8 protein-coding genes and 1 pseudogene are annotated in these 19,072 nt (G+C 66.3%); all 9 read right to left on the reverse strand.

The genetic code is table 11. From position 1 onward, the window contains the following. Nucleotides 1–8: 8 nt before the first annotated feature. A pseudogene (locus tag ACIRF9_RS32135) lies at nt 9–224 on the reverse strand (transposase); the annotation flags it as partial. Nucleotides 225–234: 10 nt separating this feature from the next. After that, nucleotides 235–2,454: a protein DpdD gene (gene dpdD, locus ACIRF9_RS32140; RefSeq protein WP_403829225.1), complete on the reverse strand. Its 2,220-nt coding sequence runs from the start codon at nt 2,452–2,454 to the stop codon at nt 235–237. After that, entirely contained in the window at nt 2,451–2,963 is a 513-nt protein-coding gene (gene dpdK / locus ACIRF9_RS32145) for a phospholipase D-like domain-containing protein DpdK (RefSeq protein ID WP_403829228.1), read from the reverse strand. The genes dpdD and dpdK overlap by 4 nt, the downstream gene beginning before the upstream one ends. Next, on the reverse strand, nt 2,960–7,447 hold the full coding sequence (gene dpdJ, locus ACIRF9_RS32150; RefSeq protein ID WP_403829230.1) for a protein DpdJ: 4,488 nt from the start codon (nt 7,445–7,447) through the stop codon (nt 2,960–2,962). The genes dpdK and dpdJ overlap by 4 nt, the downstream gene beginning before the upstream one ends. Further along, entirely contained in the window at nt 7,444–8,154 is a 711-nt protein-coding gene (locus ACIRF9_RS32155) for a hypothetical protein (RefSeq protein WP_403829233.1), read from the reverse strand. The genes dpdJ and ACIRF9_RS32155 overlap by 4 nt, the downstream gene beginning before the upstream one ends. Continuing rightward, entirely contained in the window at nt 8,151–11,225 is a 3,075-nt protein-coding gene (dpdH, locus tag ACIRF9_RS32160) for a protein DpdH (protein ID WP_403829236.1), read from the reverse strand. The genes ACIRF9_RS32155 and dpdH overlap by 4 nt, the downstream gene beginning before the upstream one ends. Next, on the reverse strand, nt 11,222–12,145 hold the full coding sequence (gene dpdG / locus ACIRF9_RS32165; protein ID WP_403829238.1) for a protein DpdG: 924 nt from the start codon (nt 12,143–12,145) through the stop codon (nt 11,222–11,224). Before dpdG ends, dpdH begins: the two co-directional genes overlap by 4 nt. Beyond that, a complete protein-coding gene (dpdF, locus tag ACIRF9_RS32170) occupies nt 12,145–14,751 on the reverse strand; it encodes a protein DpdF (RefSeq protein ID WP_403829241.1) in 2,607 nt (868 codons plus the stop codon). Before dpdF ends, dpdG begins: the two co-directional genes overlap by 1 nt. Then, nucleotides 14,748–18,155 (reverse strand): protein DpdE, encoded by a 3,408-nt coding sequence (dpdE, locus tag ACIRF9_RS32175; RefSeq protein WP_403829244.1) that lies wholly within the window; start codon nt 18,153–18,155, stop codon nt 14,748–14,750. Before dpdE ends, dpdF begins: the two co-directional genes overlap by 4 nt. Nucleotides 18,156–19,072 lie beyond the last annotated feature (917 nt).

Consider the following 19,072-nt stretch of genomic DNA (forward strand, 5'->3'; position numbering starts at 1 on the left):
TAAATGATTCATGACGCACTTGGCGACCTGCGGGCTTCTGCATCACCCAGCGAGGCCGCGGTTGTTGCCAAGCGGGCGATGCCGAGCATGACGTGGTGAACTCCCTCTCCTTTCAGGCGGAAGTCGCGAAGAATCTTCCAGGTCTTGATCCAGGCGAAGGCGTGCTCGACGCGGGCTCGGATCTTGCGGTTGGAGGCGTTGTGTTCCTGCTTCCAGACGAAAAGCGCGGTTGGCTCATCCTTCCGCGAGTTCGCGCAAGATAGCGGACGAGCCCCGAGAGTTGACGAGCACAACTGGTCGCGTTCCCCGCTTGGCAGTAATGAAGTCGGTGGCGGCGTGCTTCGCCGATGCTGTCACCACGACGAAGACGTCAGCGTTGGCCGCCTGTGCGGCAAGTTTGCTGCTGCCGTCATGCTCGGCACTCGTCTCGATGTCGATCTTGGGCACCAAGATGCGCAGCACCTGTGCAGCGCGGGTGGTGGCCGACTCGGTAAGGGAGTACAGCACCACCTTTGAGTCCTGCAGATAGCGGTACGGCGCTCCGGGGTCGGCGTCCTGTACCTGCTCGGCGAGCAAGTCTTCCGGGACACCGACTCCCAGTTCGCTGGCTACAAGCTTGATGGCCTCAATGTCAGTTGGGTCTAGTGCCGTCTTAAACGGCCTCACCGTATTGGTGATCTTATAGAAGAAACCAACAGTGGCGGGACTCGTTGCCGCTGCCGATGTAGCTGTCGCCGTCTGCAGTACGTCGATCGCCCATGTCGTGGTCACGGCCGAGACGTTCGCGGAGATGATGAGATCGATCCACTCGAGTGCTGAGGCGAACACTGCGGATGTGGGGTGGGCGGACAGCAGATAGTCCAGTAGGGCTTGGGTCTGCACTCGAACGCCGGCCGAGTTCTTGCCGCTGAGCGCGAGACCGGCAAGGACACGTTCGCTGAGTTCGGCCGCTCCATCTTCAGTGAAGATGTCGCGGTGCGCCGCCATGAACTGGCCTCCGCTCTCACCGAGTTTGCCGAGTACCTCATCGGAGGCATCGTGAAGCCATGCGGTCAGCGCATCGCTGCTCAGTGGCGTCCAGGCGTCGGTGATTTCGGGACCGGCAGCCAATGCTGCGCCGCCATGGTCTCCGTCCAGGGCATCCAACCACGTACGCCAGTCCAGGCAGGGTCCGTCCTGGGTGAACTGCTCCAGCCAGGCGAGATCACCGCGCAGGCGTGCGCTCGCTCCGTCGATCAAGTTACGCAGGTGATGCGTGGAGATGTACTCAAGTGCCAACGCTGCTTGCGGTGGTGACTGCAGGTCGCGTGCACAGGTCAGGAGCAGGTATGCCGCGCGCAGGCTCGGTTCGAGCGTCAGCACGAGTTCGATGGCTGCCTGAAGTTCGCCCCGGACCATCATCCCGGTCGCACGCTCGAGGGGCGATTCGCTCAGGGCGCCCAACTGGTCCAGGGGGGCGGGCGGCTCCGACGGGGCGGTGGGCTGAGGAGTTTGTTCCCGGTGCAGGTGGAACACGTTGCGCAGGTGGGCGGGGAGGCCGGGTTCGATCGTGCCGGCTTCGTCGAGGATTCGGTTGAGTGTGTCGTCTCCCGCGTCGTCTTCGACCGCGATGAGGAACTCCACGACAGCCTGCGCCCGACTCGTTGTCGGTGCGCCCGAGAACAGCGGCCGGAACGCCGCAGGGAACGCGGCAACGGCAGCGAGCAGGTCTTCCTCTTTGCCTGCTGCGTCGTACGGGGCGAACCATCTGGTGTAGACCGCCTGCTGGATCACTTGAGTGACGCTCAAGGGGCGGCGCATGGCAAGGACGTGGTCGAGATCCCGGTCCCCGAGAACGGCCTTCCAGTCCTCGAGCCCGGCGAAGACCCGCAGTCGCAGGAAGGCCAGGTTTGCCTGGTCGAGATCGGCGGCCGCCTCAAGTTCGCGCAGGCAGGCCAGGGCGACAGTGCGGTCGCGGGCAGCGATGGCGTGTCCGAGGTCGTCGAGTACCTCGACGGTGGTTCGGGGGGCGTCGAACTCTGAGGGCGGCCGGCCGTTGAGGAGTTTGCTAAGCACCAGCAGGGCGTCGCGTACCTGGCCTCGCGCGTCTTTCCAATCCTCCGAATCCTGTGTCGCGCGGGGCAGTACCTCAAAGCGCAGTGGCTTGACCGGTGCCTTCGCCAGTGCGGCGTCGAACGGATCAGCCGGGTTGAGGGCACCACGGTGGCGGGGCAGGTCGCTGAAAGTGGGGCCGATCCAACTGTCGAGGATGGCGAGTGTCTCGCGCTGCTGGCGCGGGGTGGGCGCGAAGCCGTACCACCACAGACGGCCGTGAGAACTTCGCGGCAGGAATCCGACCTGGCGCTGTTGGATGCCTGCCATGAAGTTCTCGAGGATGAGTTGCAGGTTCGGTTCTACCCGTGTTGGCGTGATGTCGTTGCCTGGACCGAAGAATTCCTCAAAGTCGACGCTCATGGCAATTGGTACCTGTTCTGGTATTCGACCCAAGCACGGGCGATCTGGTCGGGATCGGATACGACGGTGACGCCTTCCTGGTTCACTCTCTGGCCGAAGAAGGTGAAGTTCATCGAGCCGTGAACGTGGAATCTGTCGCTCACCATGCCCTTGTCGTGCAGGGTGTTCCGGATGAGCAGGGTCGGCCGTGGCCCCACCGGGGCCAGGTCGGTGAGGCGTTGTCCTGTGATGGCGTTGCGCGGCTCATCGCGCATGATCACTCGGACGTCCGAGCCACGGCGGGCGAGTTCGATGAGTACTTCCGTCAGCCGGATGGGTCGGGCCGGCAAGGCGGGGAGCACGCTCTTGAACTGTCCGGATGCATTGTCGATGACGACAATGTCGGAGATCCACGGGGACAGTACCCACAGGCGACTTGACGGGGCCAGCAGCTCGGACACCAGGAGGTTCTGCAGCAGATCGGTGAGTTGTCGGGTCTCACCGGCCCCGACGGTGGTGATCCTTCTCATGCGGACACCTCGGCAAGTTCGAAGGTGGCCACGACGCTGCCCTCGGAGCGGTGGTCGATCTCGACGACTCGTGGGAACACTTGGAGGAAGTCCGTTTCGATGGCGCGGATCGACAGGTCCACCAGCATGTCTGCCAGGGCGGGTACGTCCTCGGGAGGCGCGATGAGCTGGGCGGATCCCTGTTGGGCCAGGCGCGTGCGCACCAGGTTGTCCGCGTCGGGATCTGTCACGCTGATGAGGTCGTCTGTGGACGTGAACAGCCCCCGGATGAGATCGGGTGCGGCCGGCGGATTGTCGAAGTAGGGGTTCCACGACTGCAGTGCTCCGGCGCGTAGGGCCCATCCACGTGGCCAGAGTGCGCTTTGGATGGCGTCGATGCGCTGGCGGTCCGAGGAGTTCGCGGACAGGTTCAGTCCGGCGTCCAGGTCGTGCCTCTGACGCATCAGGTAAGCCCAGGTACGCGGCGAGATTTCAAGGCCCAGGCGTTGCTCTTGGATCTCCCACTCGTCGATGAGGGTACGTAGTGCCTGATCCGTCTGTGCGGTCGATCCGGGCCGTAGCAGGCGGTTCGCCAGGCTCGAGACAACGGACTGCTCCGCGCCGTGGATGCCTGAGGCACGCAACTGCGCCCGTATGCGGTCAAGGTTTTTCACCCGGTCCGCCTGTGTCGCCGAGCCTCGGTATTCAGCAACGAGGTCGAGCCAGTCGCTGCGCTCGGTCGTGTAGCACACGATCCGCCGCATGTGCGCGTCGACCAGTTCGTTGGTGGAAGGCTGGACGGCTCTCATGATCAGCCGCAAGAACCGCCGCGGGTCGGGGCGTACGCGTGTGGCCAGCGCTTCGATGAAGCCGCCGCCGCCGATCGAGGCCTCGGTGAGCCAGACCTGGCCATGGCGCCATGTGCCGTCGAGGGCGTAGCCGGGTTCTATGTCGACAACGATGCCTTCGGGGTCGTGCTCGGGGCAGATCTCCCGGGCAGCCCACAGGGCCGCCTGTCCAAGGGTGGCAAGGACGCGTTGGCGCAGCCAGGCTTGGAATTGTGCGGGGTCAGGGTTCCAGACCTGGTCCGTCAGATGGTCCAGGCGGGCAATGATGTCCTTGTCGGCAAGCAGTTGGCGCAGGCGCTCACCGACCCGGCCGAGTGTGGCGCTTTCGCTCTCTTCGACGTCAGAACTGCGGAACATCGCCTTCAGGGTGTCCGTCAACCGGTCGGCGAAGGTTTCCCGCACCGCCCGGTAGGCGTGGGGAAGCGACGTGCCGTCACTCGCGGCGGACATCAGCAGCATGCATTCGATCGTCTGGTGCAGCCATTCCAACTGGAACTTGTTCATCTGTTCCAGCAGTTCGGGGTCGTTCGTCAGAACGTGCTGGAACCAGGCGCTACGCAGGGCCGGGTCGAGGTCGCCGGGTGGAGCAATCACGTCCGGCACCGTGATGGTCAGGCGCAGGCCGTCGACGTCGTAGGTGGCTCCGAGACCGACCCGCTCGTCATCGAGCGAGAACTGTGCTTTGACCCGGGCTTCGCCACCGCGGGCGAAGACCAAACTCGCCTCGCTCTGGACGGCAAGACGGCGGACCTCGATGTGGGCGTTCTGAGCGTGCAGGAAGAAGCGTGCTTCGTCGATGAGGCCGCCGATGGGGTCCGACGGGGGAAGGCGGGCGACCAGACCGAGGCCCCTCTCCAGGAACTGGGACCGCCAGACCAGGGCCGCGTTGGAAGCATCCTTGAGTTCTGGCGGTGTGAGTTGGAGTTCCACCCTGTCGGGGCGGACGATGGGGATGGAGGTAGGGACACCATCGACTTCGACGGTGGCGGTCTCCTCTCGATGGTGCGCCTGCAAGGCAGGGGCGAGATCCATGACGGTCTCGCGCTGCCCGTAGGGAACGGGGATCCAATGCCGGTGCTCGAGGTTGCGGGTGGCAAAGCGCCGTGACACTCGTCCTGGCGCGTACTCGCGCAGCATCTGAGCCAGGCCCATCGCCTGCAGTTCAGGTTCCTTCTCCCACGACTGCTGCGGGGGTATGACCACGTACCCTTCGGGAAGTGCGAGTTCGCTGAAGAGGTTCTCGGGGAAGAAGTCGGGCAGCGGATTCTTGCCCATCAAATCCTTGCCCTTGACGTACGTGTGGTCCTCCGCAACAGCCCACTCATTGTCCAGCCGTCGTGCAAGCGTGGGCACGGCCGCCAGGATGAGCGGGCGAGGGGGGTGCCACAGAATCTCGGCGGCCAACTCCTCGGAAACCTGGAGCGCGCCTTCGATCCACAGACGGAGGCTGCGCTGGCGGCCGGGATCGCGCAGCAGGTCGCGCAGAATGGCGACGGCAGTCTTCTGGACCTTGCGGTTGTCCGGGTACTCCGGATCGGCGAGACCCTTCAAATCACGCCACAGCTTTGCGTACCGGTGATCGGGCTGCTGCAGTTGTGCTGCCAGCCAGTCAAGCATCGCCAGGGTGGCTTGGATGCGCAGGACTGCCCGGTTGCGGATGGGAAGTACCAGTTCAGGCAAGACGGGATCGAACAGCGCGTCCCAGGCTTCGTAGGTGGCACGGTCGCGTCCGTAGTCGGAGAGCACCACCACGGTGTACGGGCGCATGCGACGGCTTCGCCCGGCTCGGCCCTTGCGCTGCAGGAATGCGGCGACGCCGCGGGGCGCCTTGTGCTGCAGCACAGCGCCGACGTCCGGATCGTCGAAGCCGACCTCGAGCGAGGCAGTTGCGACCACGAGTTGGGAGGCGGTGTCGACTCCCGCGTCCTGCGAGGTGGTCCGGCTCACGTTGAGGCCTGGACGGTCGAGTTTGTGGCCCAGTTTCACCGGCAGGTCCCAGACCTGGCCGGCGCGTCGCTGGTCGGTGACGCCGTCTTGCACGGGACGTCGCATGGACGCCAGGGGGTCTTTGAACTGCTGGGTACGGGGCGCGCGGTAGCGCTGGCCTTCCGCGTCGAGAAGGTAGAAGAAGAGCCGGTTGGTGACATCGAGGTCGTCGGTGAAGACAAACGCCTTGGTGCCCAGAAGTCCCTGGGATGTGCGCTCTGCCGGGTGATCGAGGACACGCGGGAGGAGCATCGCCGTCTGAATGGTGGTGGACAGCACGGAGGCGCCGCTGGTGGGGTCGCTGCGCACGGCGACCATGTATTCGGCGCCCTCGTACTCCATCTCGTCTGCGCCCGGTTCGATGTTGGTGACGAGTCCGTCGTCAACACCCGTCAGATCGGCCATGTGGCGAACGGCGTTCGACAGCGTCGCGGACAAGCCGACGAAGGTGACCGGACTGCGCAGCGAGTGGTGCCAGCGTCGCAGGACCAGGGCTGCCTGGGCGCCAGTGGTGCCGCTGTAGGTGTGGATCTCGTCGAGCAGCATCAAGCGGGGTTTCTTGGCCGCGCCGACACCGAACAGTGTGCCCAGGGACAGGTCGGACAGACCGCGGTTGAGCATCTCGGTGGTGGTGAACAGCACGTCCGGAGGCCTCTGGCTCATCCGGTTCCGGGTCAGGACCAGCATGGAGTCGTCGAACACGCGCTTGCAGGTGCTGCAGGTCAGGCGTTCCGTTCTGGCCCTGGCGTCCTGCTCGGACCAGAACAGTGTGCCCCCGCACACGGTGTAACCGTTGCCGGGACAGGTGAAGTGAGGGCACTGAAAGCCTTCAGCCCGTTTCGTCCATGCGGAGTAGGAGGCCGTCAGGCTTTTCATGCCGGTCGGGGTGTCCTTGTTGAGCACCCCGATGGTCATGGGCCGACCGTTGGTCTTCGCCCATAGGTGGTCGAGTCGCCGGGCGTTCGCAAAAGCGGTGTTGAGTTGGTCCTTGAGGAGTTCATTGCGCGGGTACACGGCCAGCGCGCGCGTCCATGCCGACTTGTCCTTGAGTCCCGTCAGGTAGGCGAAGGCCGGCAGGTAGAAGGCGAGTGTCTTGCCGCTTCCGGTTCCGGCACCCACGACTGTGGCGGTGGTGATGTTGGACTGCAGGGCCGTGAAGATCTGACGGCTGGCGCGGACCTGGAACCCGCTGAGGTCGGCGTGTTTGGGCCCTCGCCGGGTCATGGCATCGATGACCTGGCGGTAGAGGTCGTGGAGCGCATCGGTGCCGTCGATGACTGCGTGTCTGGGCTGGTCGCGCCGGGGGTAGGCGCGGGGGCGCCGGGCGTAGCGGAAGTCCGAGACGAGAGCGGCACCTTGGCGCCAGGCCGTCGCCGGGTCGCCGGAGGGGAAGATCTGGCGCAGTCGGGCCAGCAGACGCAGCGTCTCGCCGTTGCGGGTACGCCACCGTGACGGCGTGACCGCATCATCACGGATGATCAGGCCCTTGTCCTCGAGGGCCTCGATTGCCTCCTGGGCGGTGTCGAGTTCGCCGCACTTCATGAGGACGTCATCGACATGGGTGTGCAGTTCGTCGTCGGTGAATCCGCCGTCGACAACGCCCCAGGACAGCAGGGGGTCCTCATGTGCTTCGAGGACGCCGAGGATTTCGCTCTCGGTCTCAGGAGTCACCGCAGCCTCACCCTGAAGCGGTCCAGAATTCCCAGCCTCGACAGCCCGGCAAGGACCTCGGGAGTGAAGGAGTTCAAGGGCGTCCCGGCGGCTTCCAGGGCGCCAGTGATCACTCGGGCGAGGACCGGGTCAACAAGTGCGGTGATCTGCTTGCCGCATGCCTGGAGGCTCTCCAGCGCCGCAGCCAGCCTCGCGATGTCACCCGTTTCGGGGACAGCGCGGTTCTTCAGGACATTGAGCACGCCATGCGCCTTCTCGATCTTGATGCGGATCTCTTCCACGTCGATCCCGCTCTTGCTCAGCGTAGCGACGAGATCCTCATTGATCACCGGTACTTCACGGTTGCGTTCAGCAGTCCATGCCTGCTCGACAGACTCGCGAAGGCCCTTCACGAAACCATCAGCTGCCTTAACATGCGCCTTCAGTGCTTGCGGTGGGGTATCGGCATCCTGGCTGGGGAGCGTTTCGGCGAGCACGTGCAGGTCTGCGGCCAGTTGGGCGGCCTGCGGACCGAGGTCTGCGTCGAAAGCGGCATGGGCTGCGCGCAGTTCGGCCACGCCCCGGCGGAGGCGCTGGACCGTCTCGATGAGCGTCTCGACCCTCTCGGCCTGCCCGGCCAACTCGCCGGTGCGGCGGTTGATCTTGTCCTCGTCATGGGCAGCGACCGCTGCCACACGCAGACGCTGAACTTGTTCGATGAGCGTCATGCGCCCCCCTCGGGTCCGGCCACGTCCATGACCTCACGGCTCAAGGTCTCCAGCCCGGCCACGAGCCGCTGGAGGGTCTCGTCGTACTCACGCTGAGCTTCCGAGGCGGGTCCGGCCTGGAGCTTCTGCTCCAGTGCGTTCACGGCTTCCAGCGCAGGGTCGAGCCAGGCTCGGATGCGCAGGGCCGGCCCTTCGTCCAGGGTCATCAGGCGCAGGCGCTGATCGGCGGTGAGGGTGGGCCAGGCGTCGAGGCCCTCACGCAGGTCTGTCACCTTCTTCAGATCACTGGCTTTCACCGACTTCACCGCGTCGTGGAGGGCGGACGGGTTGATCGAGTTGGCTGACTGGCCAAGCACCGCCAGGTCGGAGAGCAGGGTGTTGAGAGCATGAGCCACCTCGGCGACGTCACCGCCGAGATCGCTCACGTCGGGTACCAGCCGTCGGGTTTCGTCGAGCACCGGATCCAGCATGGTGGTTCGCTTCTTGATGTCGTCCGCCACTTTTCTGATCTGCTCGGGGACGTGCTCGGGCCAGGGCGCCTCAGCCGCGTCGTCGCGCATTGCGCGCACCAGGCGCGGCAGGTCAATGGCCAGCGGCTTGCCGGTGCCCTGGCGGTAGGACGTCAAGCGGAGCAGCCGCCGTTGAAGGAGGTTGCGATCCGCCTTCGGGTCAGCGCTGGTGAAGCGGTCTTGCAGTCGTCGTGCGTAAGGCCGTTGCACAGGATCGGCCAGCTTCGACGGCCTGGCGAAGAGCGCCTTAACTCGGCTGAGTGCGTCGCTCTTGTACGAGTCGGCGATCCCCAGGACTCTGCTGACGGACAGGAGGGCGTGCACAAGCCGGGCCAGTTCGGCGTCGTCACCTTGCGCAGGAAGGAGGGAAGCGGACACGCTGTCCGACCATTCCTGGACCTTGTTCACGCACAGGCTCTGCAGGGCGTCGCCCTGCTCCACGTTCTCCCAGGACTCCTTCGCATTCACCCAGGCGAGGGCGCGAAGAACGCGGACGTCCTCTACGTTGCGGTGGTCGATCGAGATCAGCGCGGTCTGCAGGCCGCTGCCGTCCAGCGCGATCGAGGTGTTCGCATCAAAGCTCGGCGCGAGTTCTGCCCTTCCCCTGACCCAGTCTCCGCTGTCACCTCCGAATCCGTCTTCGAGCCCCAGACAGCCGATGACGGCGGTGTGCACGATCTTCCGGAGATCGTTGCGGTGGCTCTGCACAAGTTGGCCGGTCTTGTGCCATTCGTCGACCGCCTGGACCAGAGGCGGCTTCGAAGCCGCTGGGGACGGATGCGCGGGTGGCGGCGTGAGCGGGGGCGGCGGCGGGTCCACCACAATGGGTGTCTGTGTACCGTCCAAGGGCCGAACGGGCTCTTGCACTGGCGGCTGAAGCGGGAGGGGCTGCTGCTCGGTGATGAGGTCAGGCAGGGGCGGGATGGCGAATGCTTCGTGGATCGTCGGGTGCAGGTTCTGCGGCCCGTGGCCCGGCCCCCAGAAACGCACCATCCGCACGCGGCGCTCGGAGAGTGCGGGGTCACCTGGCGTGCGCAGCCGGACCTGGTCCTCGACGTTGTCGAGGATGTCCAGCGCACCGGTGCGGAAGTCGCTCTCGAATCCGGTGCTGGGAAAGCGGCCTTCGTCGAGTTCGGTCTGGTCGCGGTGGAGGACGGGACGCAGGACGCGGGTCAGCACATCGCGGGCGACGAAGGCATCGCCCTTGGACTGGCTGCGGATGGCCCGGTCGAGTGCCGTCCTGCTGAACGGGAACAGACCGACACCTTCAACCTCCCCGAACGCCTGGTGGCACTTGTCCCGGACGGGGCATTGCAGACAGTGGTTGGGCTCCGGGCGCTCGCCCGTGCGGTGCTTGTCGATCTCCTGGGAGCCGACGCGTACCGCGTTGAGGTACCGGGCGGCGAACCGTGCGGGGTCGAACGGGGCTGTCTTGTCCGCAGGAAGTTCGAGATCGAAGACCTTATAGGTCCGCGTGTACACCGTCTCCGGCATCTGGTTGACGAAGTAACCAGTGGTGACGGCCATGACAACACGCATCGGGCACAGGGCGAGCGTCTCGGTGGGCAGCAGGGTGATTGCGTCGATGAGGCCGCCCTGGATGCCTTGGAAGATCGAGAAGTCCTCGATCAGGAGGAGGAGTTCCAGCCCCTGCCTGTGCAGGTCGAGGCGTAGTTCGACGAGGAGTTGCTTGAGGTCGTCTCCCCCGATCCCGAAGACCTCACTGACCGCCGGCCCGAGTTGCTCGTTGAGCATCTTCGCTGCCAGGTCCCGCAGGGGAGCATCGCTGACGAGTGCGCTGGCAACACTGGCGGCATCGACGCCAGCCTTGCTGACATCGTCGACCGAAAGGTCCAGATCTGCCGCAGTGAAACCGAACGCGTCCTCCTTGTCCTCCGAACCCTTGCCGGAGAGCTTTTCCCGGACCAGACGCGCGATGGGACCGTTGTCGGCGAGCAATCGCCTGCGGAAGACGGGGTCGCCCAGCAGTGCGGGCAGGCCCTCCGCGGAGGCAAGGAAGGCGCGGAGATCATTCTCCTCGGGTGTGCCGCCTTTATCTGCTCCGCGGGTCTCGACCAGGACAGCCAACTCGTTGCGCAGGCGGAGCTGTGCTGTGGTTTCATCCGCGGCAGCATCCGAAGCAGCGGCGACCTTGGCACGCAACTCCGCGGCGCGTTCGCTGGTGGCGTGTTCCAGGATGAGTTCAAGGATCCCGCGCAGCGACATGCGGTGTTTGGGGACAAAGATCAGCCGGGTCGTGTCGTTGGGCTTCAGGTTAATGCGAAGCCAGCGAATCAGGTGCGACTTGCCTGTGCCCGACTTCCCGAGGATGGGGATGATGGGCTGGTCCGCCGGCAGTTCCTCGACGGCGCGCCGCAGGTTGTGTTCGTCGACGATGGTGCCGCCGACAGCGCTGTCCACCCGGTCGCGCAGGAGGATCGGGATCGAGGTGTGCGTGGCAAGGAAGACCCCGTTAGAGGTGCTCTCCGCCTCGACCGGAATGATGGCCGGGGCCTCACGGGCCTCCCAGCATGCAGCAGGAAGAGTGCCCCGCCAGGTCATCGCTTTCCTCCTTGAACCAGGGTGACGTGCGTTTGGCGTTGGCTGTCGAATCGCGACAGCCGGATGCCGTCGGCGTCCGGCAGGGTGTCGAAGACGAGCCGACCGCGGTCCTGCAGGATGCGCAGAGCCTGGCCTACCGAACTGTCAGCGCAGTCTTGTGCGATGCCTGGGTCGGGGTCTCCGTCGGGAAGGGACGCCACGAGCGAGGCGCGGACGAGACCGCCGTGCAGCACAGGCAGTTTGGCCGCCAACTGGCCCAGGAAGTCGCCGATGGGCACCTGTCCGGCAGGCAATTCATCCAAGACGTCGTTGATCGCCACGACAGGGAGAGGCACAAGTCCCGATCTGGTCTGTACGAGCGAAGGCGCCGCGAGGCCAAGTGCCGGTCCCCATCGGGTGATGGCACCCCAGCGGGTGTCGTTGGTGATGGCCCAGGTGTCATTGTCCGGGTCCGGGAACTGCGCGTGCTGCAGGGCCTGAACGCCGCTGATCCACGACAGGGGACGCCCGAGCGCATCCTGCGCGAGGAACCACGACATCGCTCTCAGCAGATCACGCGCCCCGCCGGTGAGGCTCTCTCCTGGGCCGGTCTGCCACGGGTCCCCGTCACGGTCCAGATCGAGGGCATGCTTTTGAAGTGCCCGGCGGAACGCCGCCGGCGACAGGGTGCCTCCCGTGGCAGCGACGGTGTCGCTCACGGTGATCACACCGGCCGTGTCGCTGCAGAGCATCCCGATCGCCCGGAAGGTGTACACGGTGTGCGCGACACCTTCGAAGGAGGAACTGTCCTCGTTCAGGCCTGGCGGTCTGAACGCCTCGATCAACTCTTCCTCGGTCCAGGCCCGTCGGGATCCGGTGAGGAAGTTGATGACGGAGCGGCCAAGCGCCGGAAGGCTTCGCGGTGGGTTCAGAACAGCCATCAGAGTCTCCCGAGGAAGTCGTCAATGGTCCAGTGAGGGCTGCGGATGCTTTTGATGAGGGCATCTGGATAGGCCGGGTCGGGCATGTCTTCCGGGACGACCACGACACGCAGCGGTCCGCTGGTGGGAGCGAGCCATGAGACGGGCGGCGTCTGCCCGTGGTCCATCAGGATCAGACTCGGCACCGAGAGGCGCGCAGGTACCCCGCCGGTACGCAGGGGGTCCACGACGACCATGCCCTCGTCGGCGAACCGCGATGCCGTACGGATGGCCGGGAGCCCAAGCAGCGCGGCGGGGGCGACGATGCCGCGTACGCCGTTGGTGACGCATGACTGGATGAGGTTGCTCAGGGCAGTTCTGAGGCGTCCGCTGGGGTAGGTGACCACAATGCTGCGGTGGCCGGCGGCCAGGTTCGCCAGGGCTGCGCTGGGGCTTCTGCCGAGGTCGGGCATGAGCGCTTCTGCGACGAGGGGACGCGCGGTGTGCAAGGTGGGCTGGTGCACGTGCCCCTCTGCAGGGCATCCGGAGCACGCGGGCGCCACATTCTGGCTGGCCCTCATCGCGCCTATGTCCGTGTAGGTGTACTCCTCGCTCAGTACGCGTCCCCAGCATTCTCTTCTTGCCAGCAGGCGGGTGATGCGCGCAATTGAGGCGGCTTCGGCATCCTTGATCTCCGTGCGGGTCTTCTGCAGGGCAGCCTCGAGAGTCTCCTGGTCCAGGTTGGCCACGTGCGGTCTGAGCCGTACCGGGACGTGGCTCACGAAGGCAGTCCACTCCTTGTCGAACCGTGCTTGCCACGCCTGCTCGGACTCGCCGGGTATGCGTTCGACGACCGGGGGGGCCAGCCTTGCGATGGTGATGAGGTTGGCACGTTCCATGAGGACGAGCGTGTTGCGGTTCCACAGTTGGTTGGCGTCCGAGGGCTCGTCGCCGTGCTCGGGTACCACCGTGGTGTCCAGGACCAGACCGTTGCCCGCCTCCTTCGGGGGCGGGTCCTGATCCCGCATGGCTTGCCATCGGTTCCACGCCTTGACGTCCCCGATCACGGTCGCGTTTTCGACTTGCTGGCCTTCGGCCTCGTCAGGCACGGCGGGAAGCCAGACCGACAGCGCCGCGTGGCCGTCGCGTCCCGCGCGGCCGACTTCCTGGTAGAAGCGGTCGACCGAGGCAGGCACGCACGCATGCACCACGGTACGGACGTCGCTCTGGTCCACTCCCAGGCCAAAAGCGCTGGTGCCGACCACGATGTCGGTCGTGGTCGGCCCATCGTCGCCGGACCACCCGCGCATGATGCCAAGACGCTCGGCAGAACCGAGGCCTCCGTGAAAGACGGCGGTGCGTGCAAACCCGGCAGCCCTCAGGCGCTCAGCGATGATCCTGGCGGGCTCCTTCTTGGTGGTGTAGATGATCGCCGGCCGCGGAAGGTGGTGCATCGCCTCGGTGAGACGGTCCATCCGGACGTCGGGGGAGGTGGTGGTGCCCAGGAGGTAGCGCAGTTCGGAGCGCAGGAAGGTCGATCCAACGAACAGTGACTCGGCGCTGCCAGCGAAGAGCCGGTCGTTGAGTCGGAGGCTGGGTGCCGACAGCGTTGCGGACAAGAGTGTGACGCGTGGCGGGGGGTGCCCGGCACCGGTGGCGAGTTCTCGCAGTTCGCCCACGAGTGAGGCGACGATCTGGAACTCTGGCCGAAAGCTCAGGCCCCACAGACGCACCAGGTGCGCCTCGTCGATGACCAGGCTGGTGAGTTGGCCGGTTGTCGCAAGGGTGCGCAGCATGGTGGTGAAACCTCGTACGAGGGCTTCGGGCGAGGTTAGAAGGATCCGCTGAGTTCCCTCGCGCAGGCGTTCCTTGATGGCTGCGCGTTCCTCGCTGATGCGGTCGCTGTGATAGGCCAGTTCGCGAGGGAGTACGGACGCCGGGAATCGCTTGCGCAGGTGGCGTTCCTGGTCGAGTGCCAGGGCGATGGTGGGCAGCACCACGATGGTGGTTCCGCGTGCACGAAGCAGTCCAGGGGCCAGACCGACGAGGGATTTGCCCGTGCCGGTGGGCAGGACGACGTGCAGGGTGGAGGCCGGGTCCGCCAGGGAGGCGGTGCGCACTGCGCTGGCCTGGCTGCGTGAACGGTAGTGGTTGATATCGGGAGCGATCGCGTGCAGGGCTGGATCGACGGGCACCGGGCTGTTCGGGCGGGCGCTGGTGTCCGCCGTGGTGTTGCCGGTGCCGATGAACGGACCGGGGCTTGCGCTGGCGAGATCGATCCAGCGGGGGTCGCCGTGGAGCCAGTGGGGCGTCCAGGCATCACCGAGGCGCACAGTGTGCCGTGTGGCGCCGAACCGTTCGACACGCAGGTGTGCTCGCTCGAGCGCCTGCAGGGCGATTCCGCGTTCGTGGAGGTTGATCTCCAGTTCGTGGTGGCGCTGGCCCGTCACGCCGGCTTGATGGCGGAGCATCTGAGCCAGCAGGGCGGCGATGTCGCCGCTGAAGGCGGGCCCGGCAAGGGGTGAGCGCCAGGCATCGGCGAACCGCCGGTGGGGGCCGGTGAGCTGTTCTGTCGATGCCTCCCTTCCCAGGACCATGCGCTGGATGATGTCGAGTTGAGCGGTCACGCGCACCCGTCCTGCTCCGGGCTGCGGCCCGAGACCACGACCACACCGGTGCTGTCCAGGCGGAGCGACGGTGTCTGGAGGGCTGTCATGAGCGCTTGGCCCGCCAGCGCTTCCGTTTCCACTTCTTCCTCCAGTTCAGCGCGCTCGTTTCCCTCCGAGCGCGCGGCACGCAGTCTCAACTGCCGCAGTCGGGTGGCGATGTCGGTCTCGGCCAGGGCCAGGGCCCGGGTGCGGGTTGCCTCTACGGCGTCGTCGCTGTGGACCAGGCGCTGGGCACTGTGTTCAGCAGCTCGCCAGCGCGGCGCCCATTGGTCGGCCGGGATGAATGCGTATGCGTGTTTCATGCGCTCTGAGTTGAGTGCGTAGTCGCCTCCGGGCTCTGCGGGCGTCGGCTTGGCATAGCGTGCCTGCAGGGCGTCGAGGTGGCGCCCGTCGGTGATGGGTGTGCCGTCTGCGTCGGTCCACACGGTCGCGATGATCGGCGGGAAGAGCGCGTCGGCGCGGCGTCGCAGCGACGGCAAGTCCACCAGGTCGCTGGTCCAGGCTGCAGCAAGTTGGTCGAGCAGGTCGCTTTCCGGGCTGGCCTGCAGCGGCTGCGCTTCGATGGCGTAGTCGAAGCGGTAGGCAAGGCGCTCTGCGTAGGGCCAGGTGGGGATCCACCGCCACATGCCGAAGGCTCTCCCCCGGTCGTCGTTCCACAGGAAGTCGGACACGGCATCGATGAACTGATCGCCGTAGCGGTAGAGGCGGACGTCTTCGTGCTCGACGGCCACTTTGCGCACGAAGGTGCCGCGGTGTCCTGCGAGCGGCACGAAGTCGCGCTGCAGTCGCGCTGCGGATACCAGCGGCATCTGAACGTGCCCGGCTGCCAGCCGGCTGACGGGTTCGTAGCTGCCGATCGCATGGGCGGGGTCGCCTGCGGGGGCGAACCGCAGGTTCCCGGCCGCCCGCCGCGAGGACAGCAGTGCATCGGTGACGTCGGCGAACGAGGCTGCCTGGCTCTCCGATGCCATCATCCGTCCGTACACCGAGCGCTCGTCAGCGGGTGCTTCGATGCTGTCCAGGGCGTCCTGTTCCTGTACGCGCTTGACCTCGTCCTCGAGCATGGTGCGGACCATGCGGATGGCGTCGGGTGCGGCATCGGCACCGTGCTCGAACAGCAGGTCCCAGGCGGCGTCTGTGGCGGCGTCCACCGCATGCTGCAGGCTGGCTATCGACGTGTCGAAGACAGCGAACCCTTCGCTGAGGATCTGCATCCACGCTGCGGCAAGCGACTGCGGGTCGGTCGTCTCGGCTACCCAGTAGGAGCGCCAGGCCCCGCCTTCGCGACGGGCGTCCCAGCGGTCGCACCGGCCGATACGCTGCTCGAGGCGGTTTGCCCTGGGCGGCAGGCCCACGTGGATGAGGAGATCGGCGAACTGGAGGTTGCGTCCTTCTTCCGCTGAGTGGTCGGCAACGAGGACGGCTGCCGTCCGGCTCTGCTCGAAATCACGCACTGCCTGCTCGGAGGCTGCGGGCGAGTCGCTCGCCAGGTGCTGGTAGACAGCCCCGGGAAGTACTTCCTTGAACGCGCCGGCCAACTCCCCTGCCAACTGCGGGGTCGGGCAGAAGACGACCACCCGCTCACGTGCTTTGAACAGGTAGGTCAGTGCATCGGCCAGCGGGCGTGCCATGTCGCGGCGGCGGCTGACGAAGCGCAGGTCGCTCTCGATGCGGTCGAGCGCGTCCTGCTCGCCCGGCGTGGCGGCCACTCGGGACTGGGCCCACTCGCACAGGGCGTCCGGGTCCAAGGACAATGCCACGGCCGTCGCAAAGGCCGACGCTGCCTCGCGGCGGGCCTCCTGGTCGAACTCACAAGCAGCAAGAGCCTCCTGGCGCCAGTTGTCCAAAAGGGAGGCAAGGCCAGCAAAAGCGGACGAGGGAAGAACCACCTGCTGGGGGCGCAGACGCCCGGTGACCCGGTACGACTCGTGCAGCGCAGCGGTACGACGGGTGCGCAGCATCCGGCGGTGGACCCGATACACCTCGGACACATAGGTGCGCAGCGCCCCGATCGCAACGGCCAGCGCATGCCGGTCCGGTCCTGCGACTGCCTGCCTGACCTCACCGATCAAGGCGGCGACTTCAGCGTCTTCAGGGAACGCGGCGCCGATCTCCGTGAGGCGCTTGTTCAGCAGCACGCCAGGAAAGTGGGGCTGCAGTCCAAGGAACAGCCGGCCCAGCGCGGAACGCGCCTCCATGCGCTGGCGCAGGTCCTCGGCCGTCGTGTCCCGGTACACGGCCGGGTCGAGCAGTTTGAGCATGGCCAGGAAGGCGCGTTCGTTGTGCAGCGCGGGCGTCGCCGACAGCAACAGCAGGCGCGGGCTGGCTCCGGCAACCTCGGCAAGGCGCGTGTAACGACGGGACAGTTCGGGCTGCTCGCTGTGCGCCAGGCGGGCCAGATGGTGCGCCTCATCGACCACGACGAGATCAGCCGGCTCCCACGTGTCGGGGGCGTCGTCGCGGGAGTACACGATGCAGGCGCCCGGGAAGTCACCGGTCCGGAACTTGCCCGACAGTTCACGGCGCCACTGCTCCACGAGGAACGGCGGGAGAATCAGTTGCACGGTGAGGTCGGGCTGGTCCAGCAGGAGTTCCCGCACGACAAGGCCGGCCTCGATCGTCTTGCCGAGACCGACCTCATCGGCCAGGAGGTAGCGCTGCACGGGGTCCTGCAGCACACGCCACACGGTCTCGACCTGGTGCTCGTACAACTCGATACCGCTCGAGAGGGCGCCGCGCATGCCGTGGGCCGCCGAACGCTGCGTCAGGGTGCTCTGCAGGAAGGGACGCCGCATGTCGGCCAGCAGAGGCGATTCCAGCAGTCCGGCGCCGGCAAAGCCGACGGGGTCGGTCAGCGGCTGGTCCCAGCGGACATACAGGTCCGCTTCGGCAAGGTATCCCTCCCAGTTGCGCGCCCGCACGTGGATGTCCCGATGGGCCGTGGCGTCGATGACGCGCCCGGAGCGCCATGCGGTGCCCGTGTGCCAGAACACCCGCGTCTCGGGTGCCAGCGTGAACCGCCTGAGCCCCTCCCTGGGGACGGTGTGACGACGGCGCTCGTCGGGATGCTGTCCTGGGGTGTCGAAGTACTCGAGAATCAGGCCATCGCCGTCCTTGCCCACCAACTTACCGGCCCCCAGCGTGTTGGCGCTGGTTACGAGCAGGTCACCGCGGTGCAGCGCCGATTTCCGAGCGGGGCGAGAGCTGCTTGCCGAACGGCTTGTAACTGTTGTGCGGGGTCGGGCCGGGGCCGCCTTGACCGTACCGTCGGCGGAGCGCGAGCCGCGGCATTGAGGGAAGCGCGAGCAGCCCCAGAAGTAGGCCCCGGCGTTGGGCCCGCGGGAGGCGAACTGCATGATCATCCCTGCACCACACCGAGGGCACAGGACAGCATCATCCGTCATCATCGGGCAACCCCTGAAAGAACTGCGCAGGCAGGCGCCGCCGAAGGCTGGGGATGATGCACACGGCCCGGCGCCATTCTGCCGGACTGCCGGGACGACCGAGGAGTGCACACACACAGGTCCTGCGGCCGCTGGGTAGCGGCAGCGTCAGGCAGCGGCGCGTCCGGAAACAGCGGGACGCCCGTGTGGTGTGCCATGGGGCCGCTGTACGGCGCCGACTGTCGACGCAGAGCACCGCCCTCGCAGGCTGGGGAACCGGCCGGCCGACGCGTCGGGGCATGGACCTGCGCAGCGGTGCGCTGCGCCTGTAGCACGGATTCCGATATCACTTCACGGCGGACGAATGCGGCGCTCTTCCCCTTGCGCGAGACAACCCGCCCGAACCCCCGATAAGCAGCAAAGAAGACCAAATCCCCCACGCTCAGCGTCGGCATTGCACTTCCTTCACAAGGTGCTCACATCCAGCTGGTTGCAGCGTAAACGGGGCCACTGACAGTGCCTCCGCCTGGGTGTACCGGTCTGCTGCGGCACCGCGATGGAAAAACGCCGCTCACCATGATGGAAGCTCCCCCTGCCTCGCTCTACGTCACCGCAGCCGCGTATCGACTTGCGCGGCCCTGCCCCCTACGGGGTGTACAGCACACGTTGGCGGTGATCGTGCCGTTCACGGTCCATGAAATAGTCGATCCACGGGGTACGTGCAAGGCGATCGGCTGTTTCCGACCGAAGCAGTGTGTCGGCGCATCCGCTCGGGAGGAGGTTCGGGCTGGGCCCGATCAAGCCCGATGCAGCCATTCAAGCCGGCAAGTGCAGGTGGGTGTTCGACGTGACAGCGGGGCGACTCGGGCGCTGCGCGCTCGATGGCCAACGACATG

Origin of the sequence: Streptomyces sp. NPDC096132 (genome assembly GCF_044763345.1) — a bacterium.
In the GTDB taxonomy this organism is placed as follows: domain Bacteria; phylum Actinomycetota; class Actinomycetes; order Streptomycetales; family Streptomycetaceae; genus Streptomyces.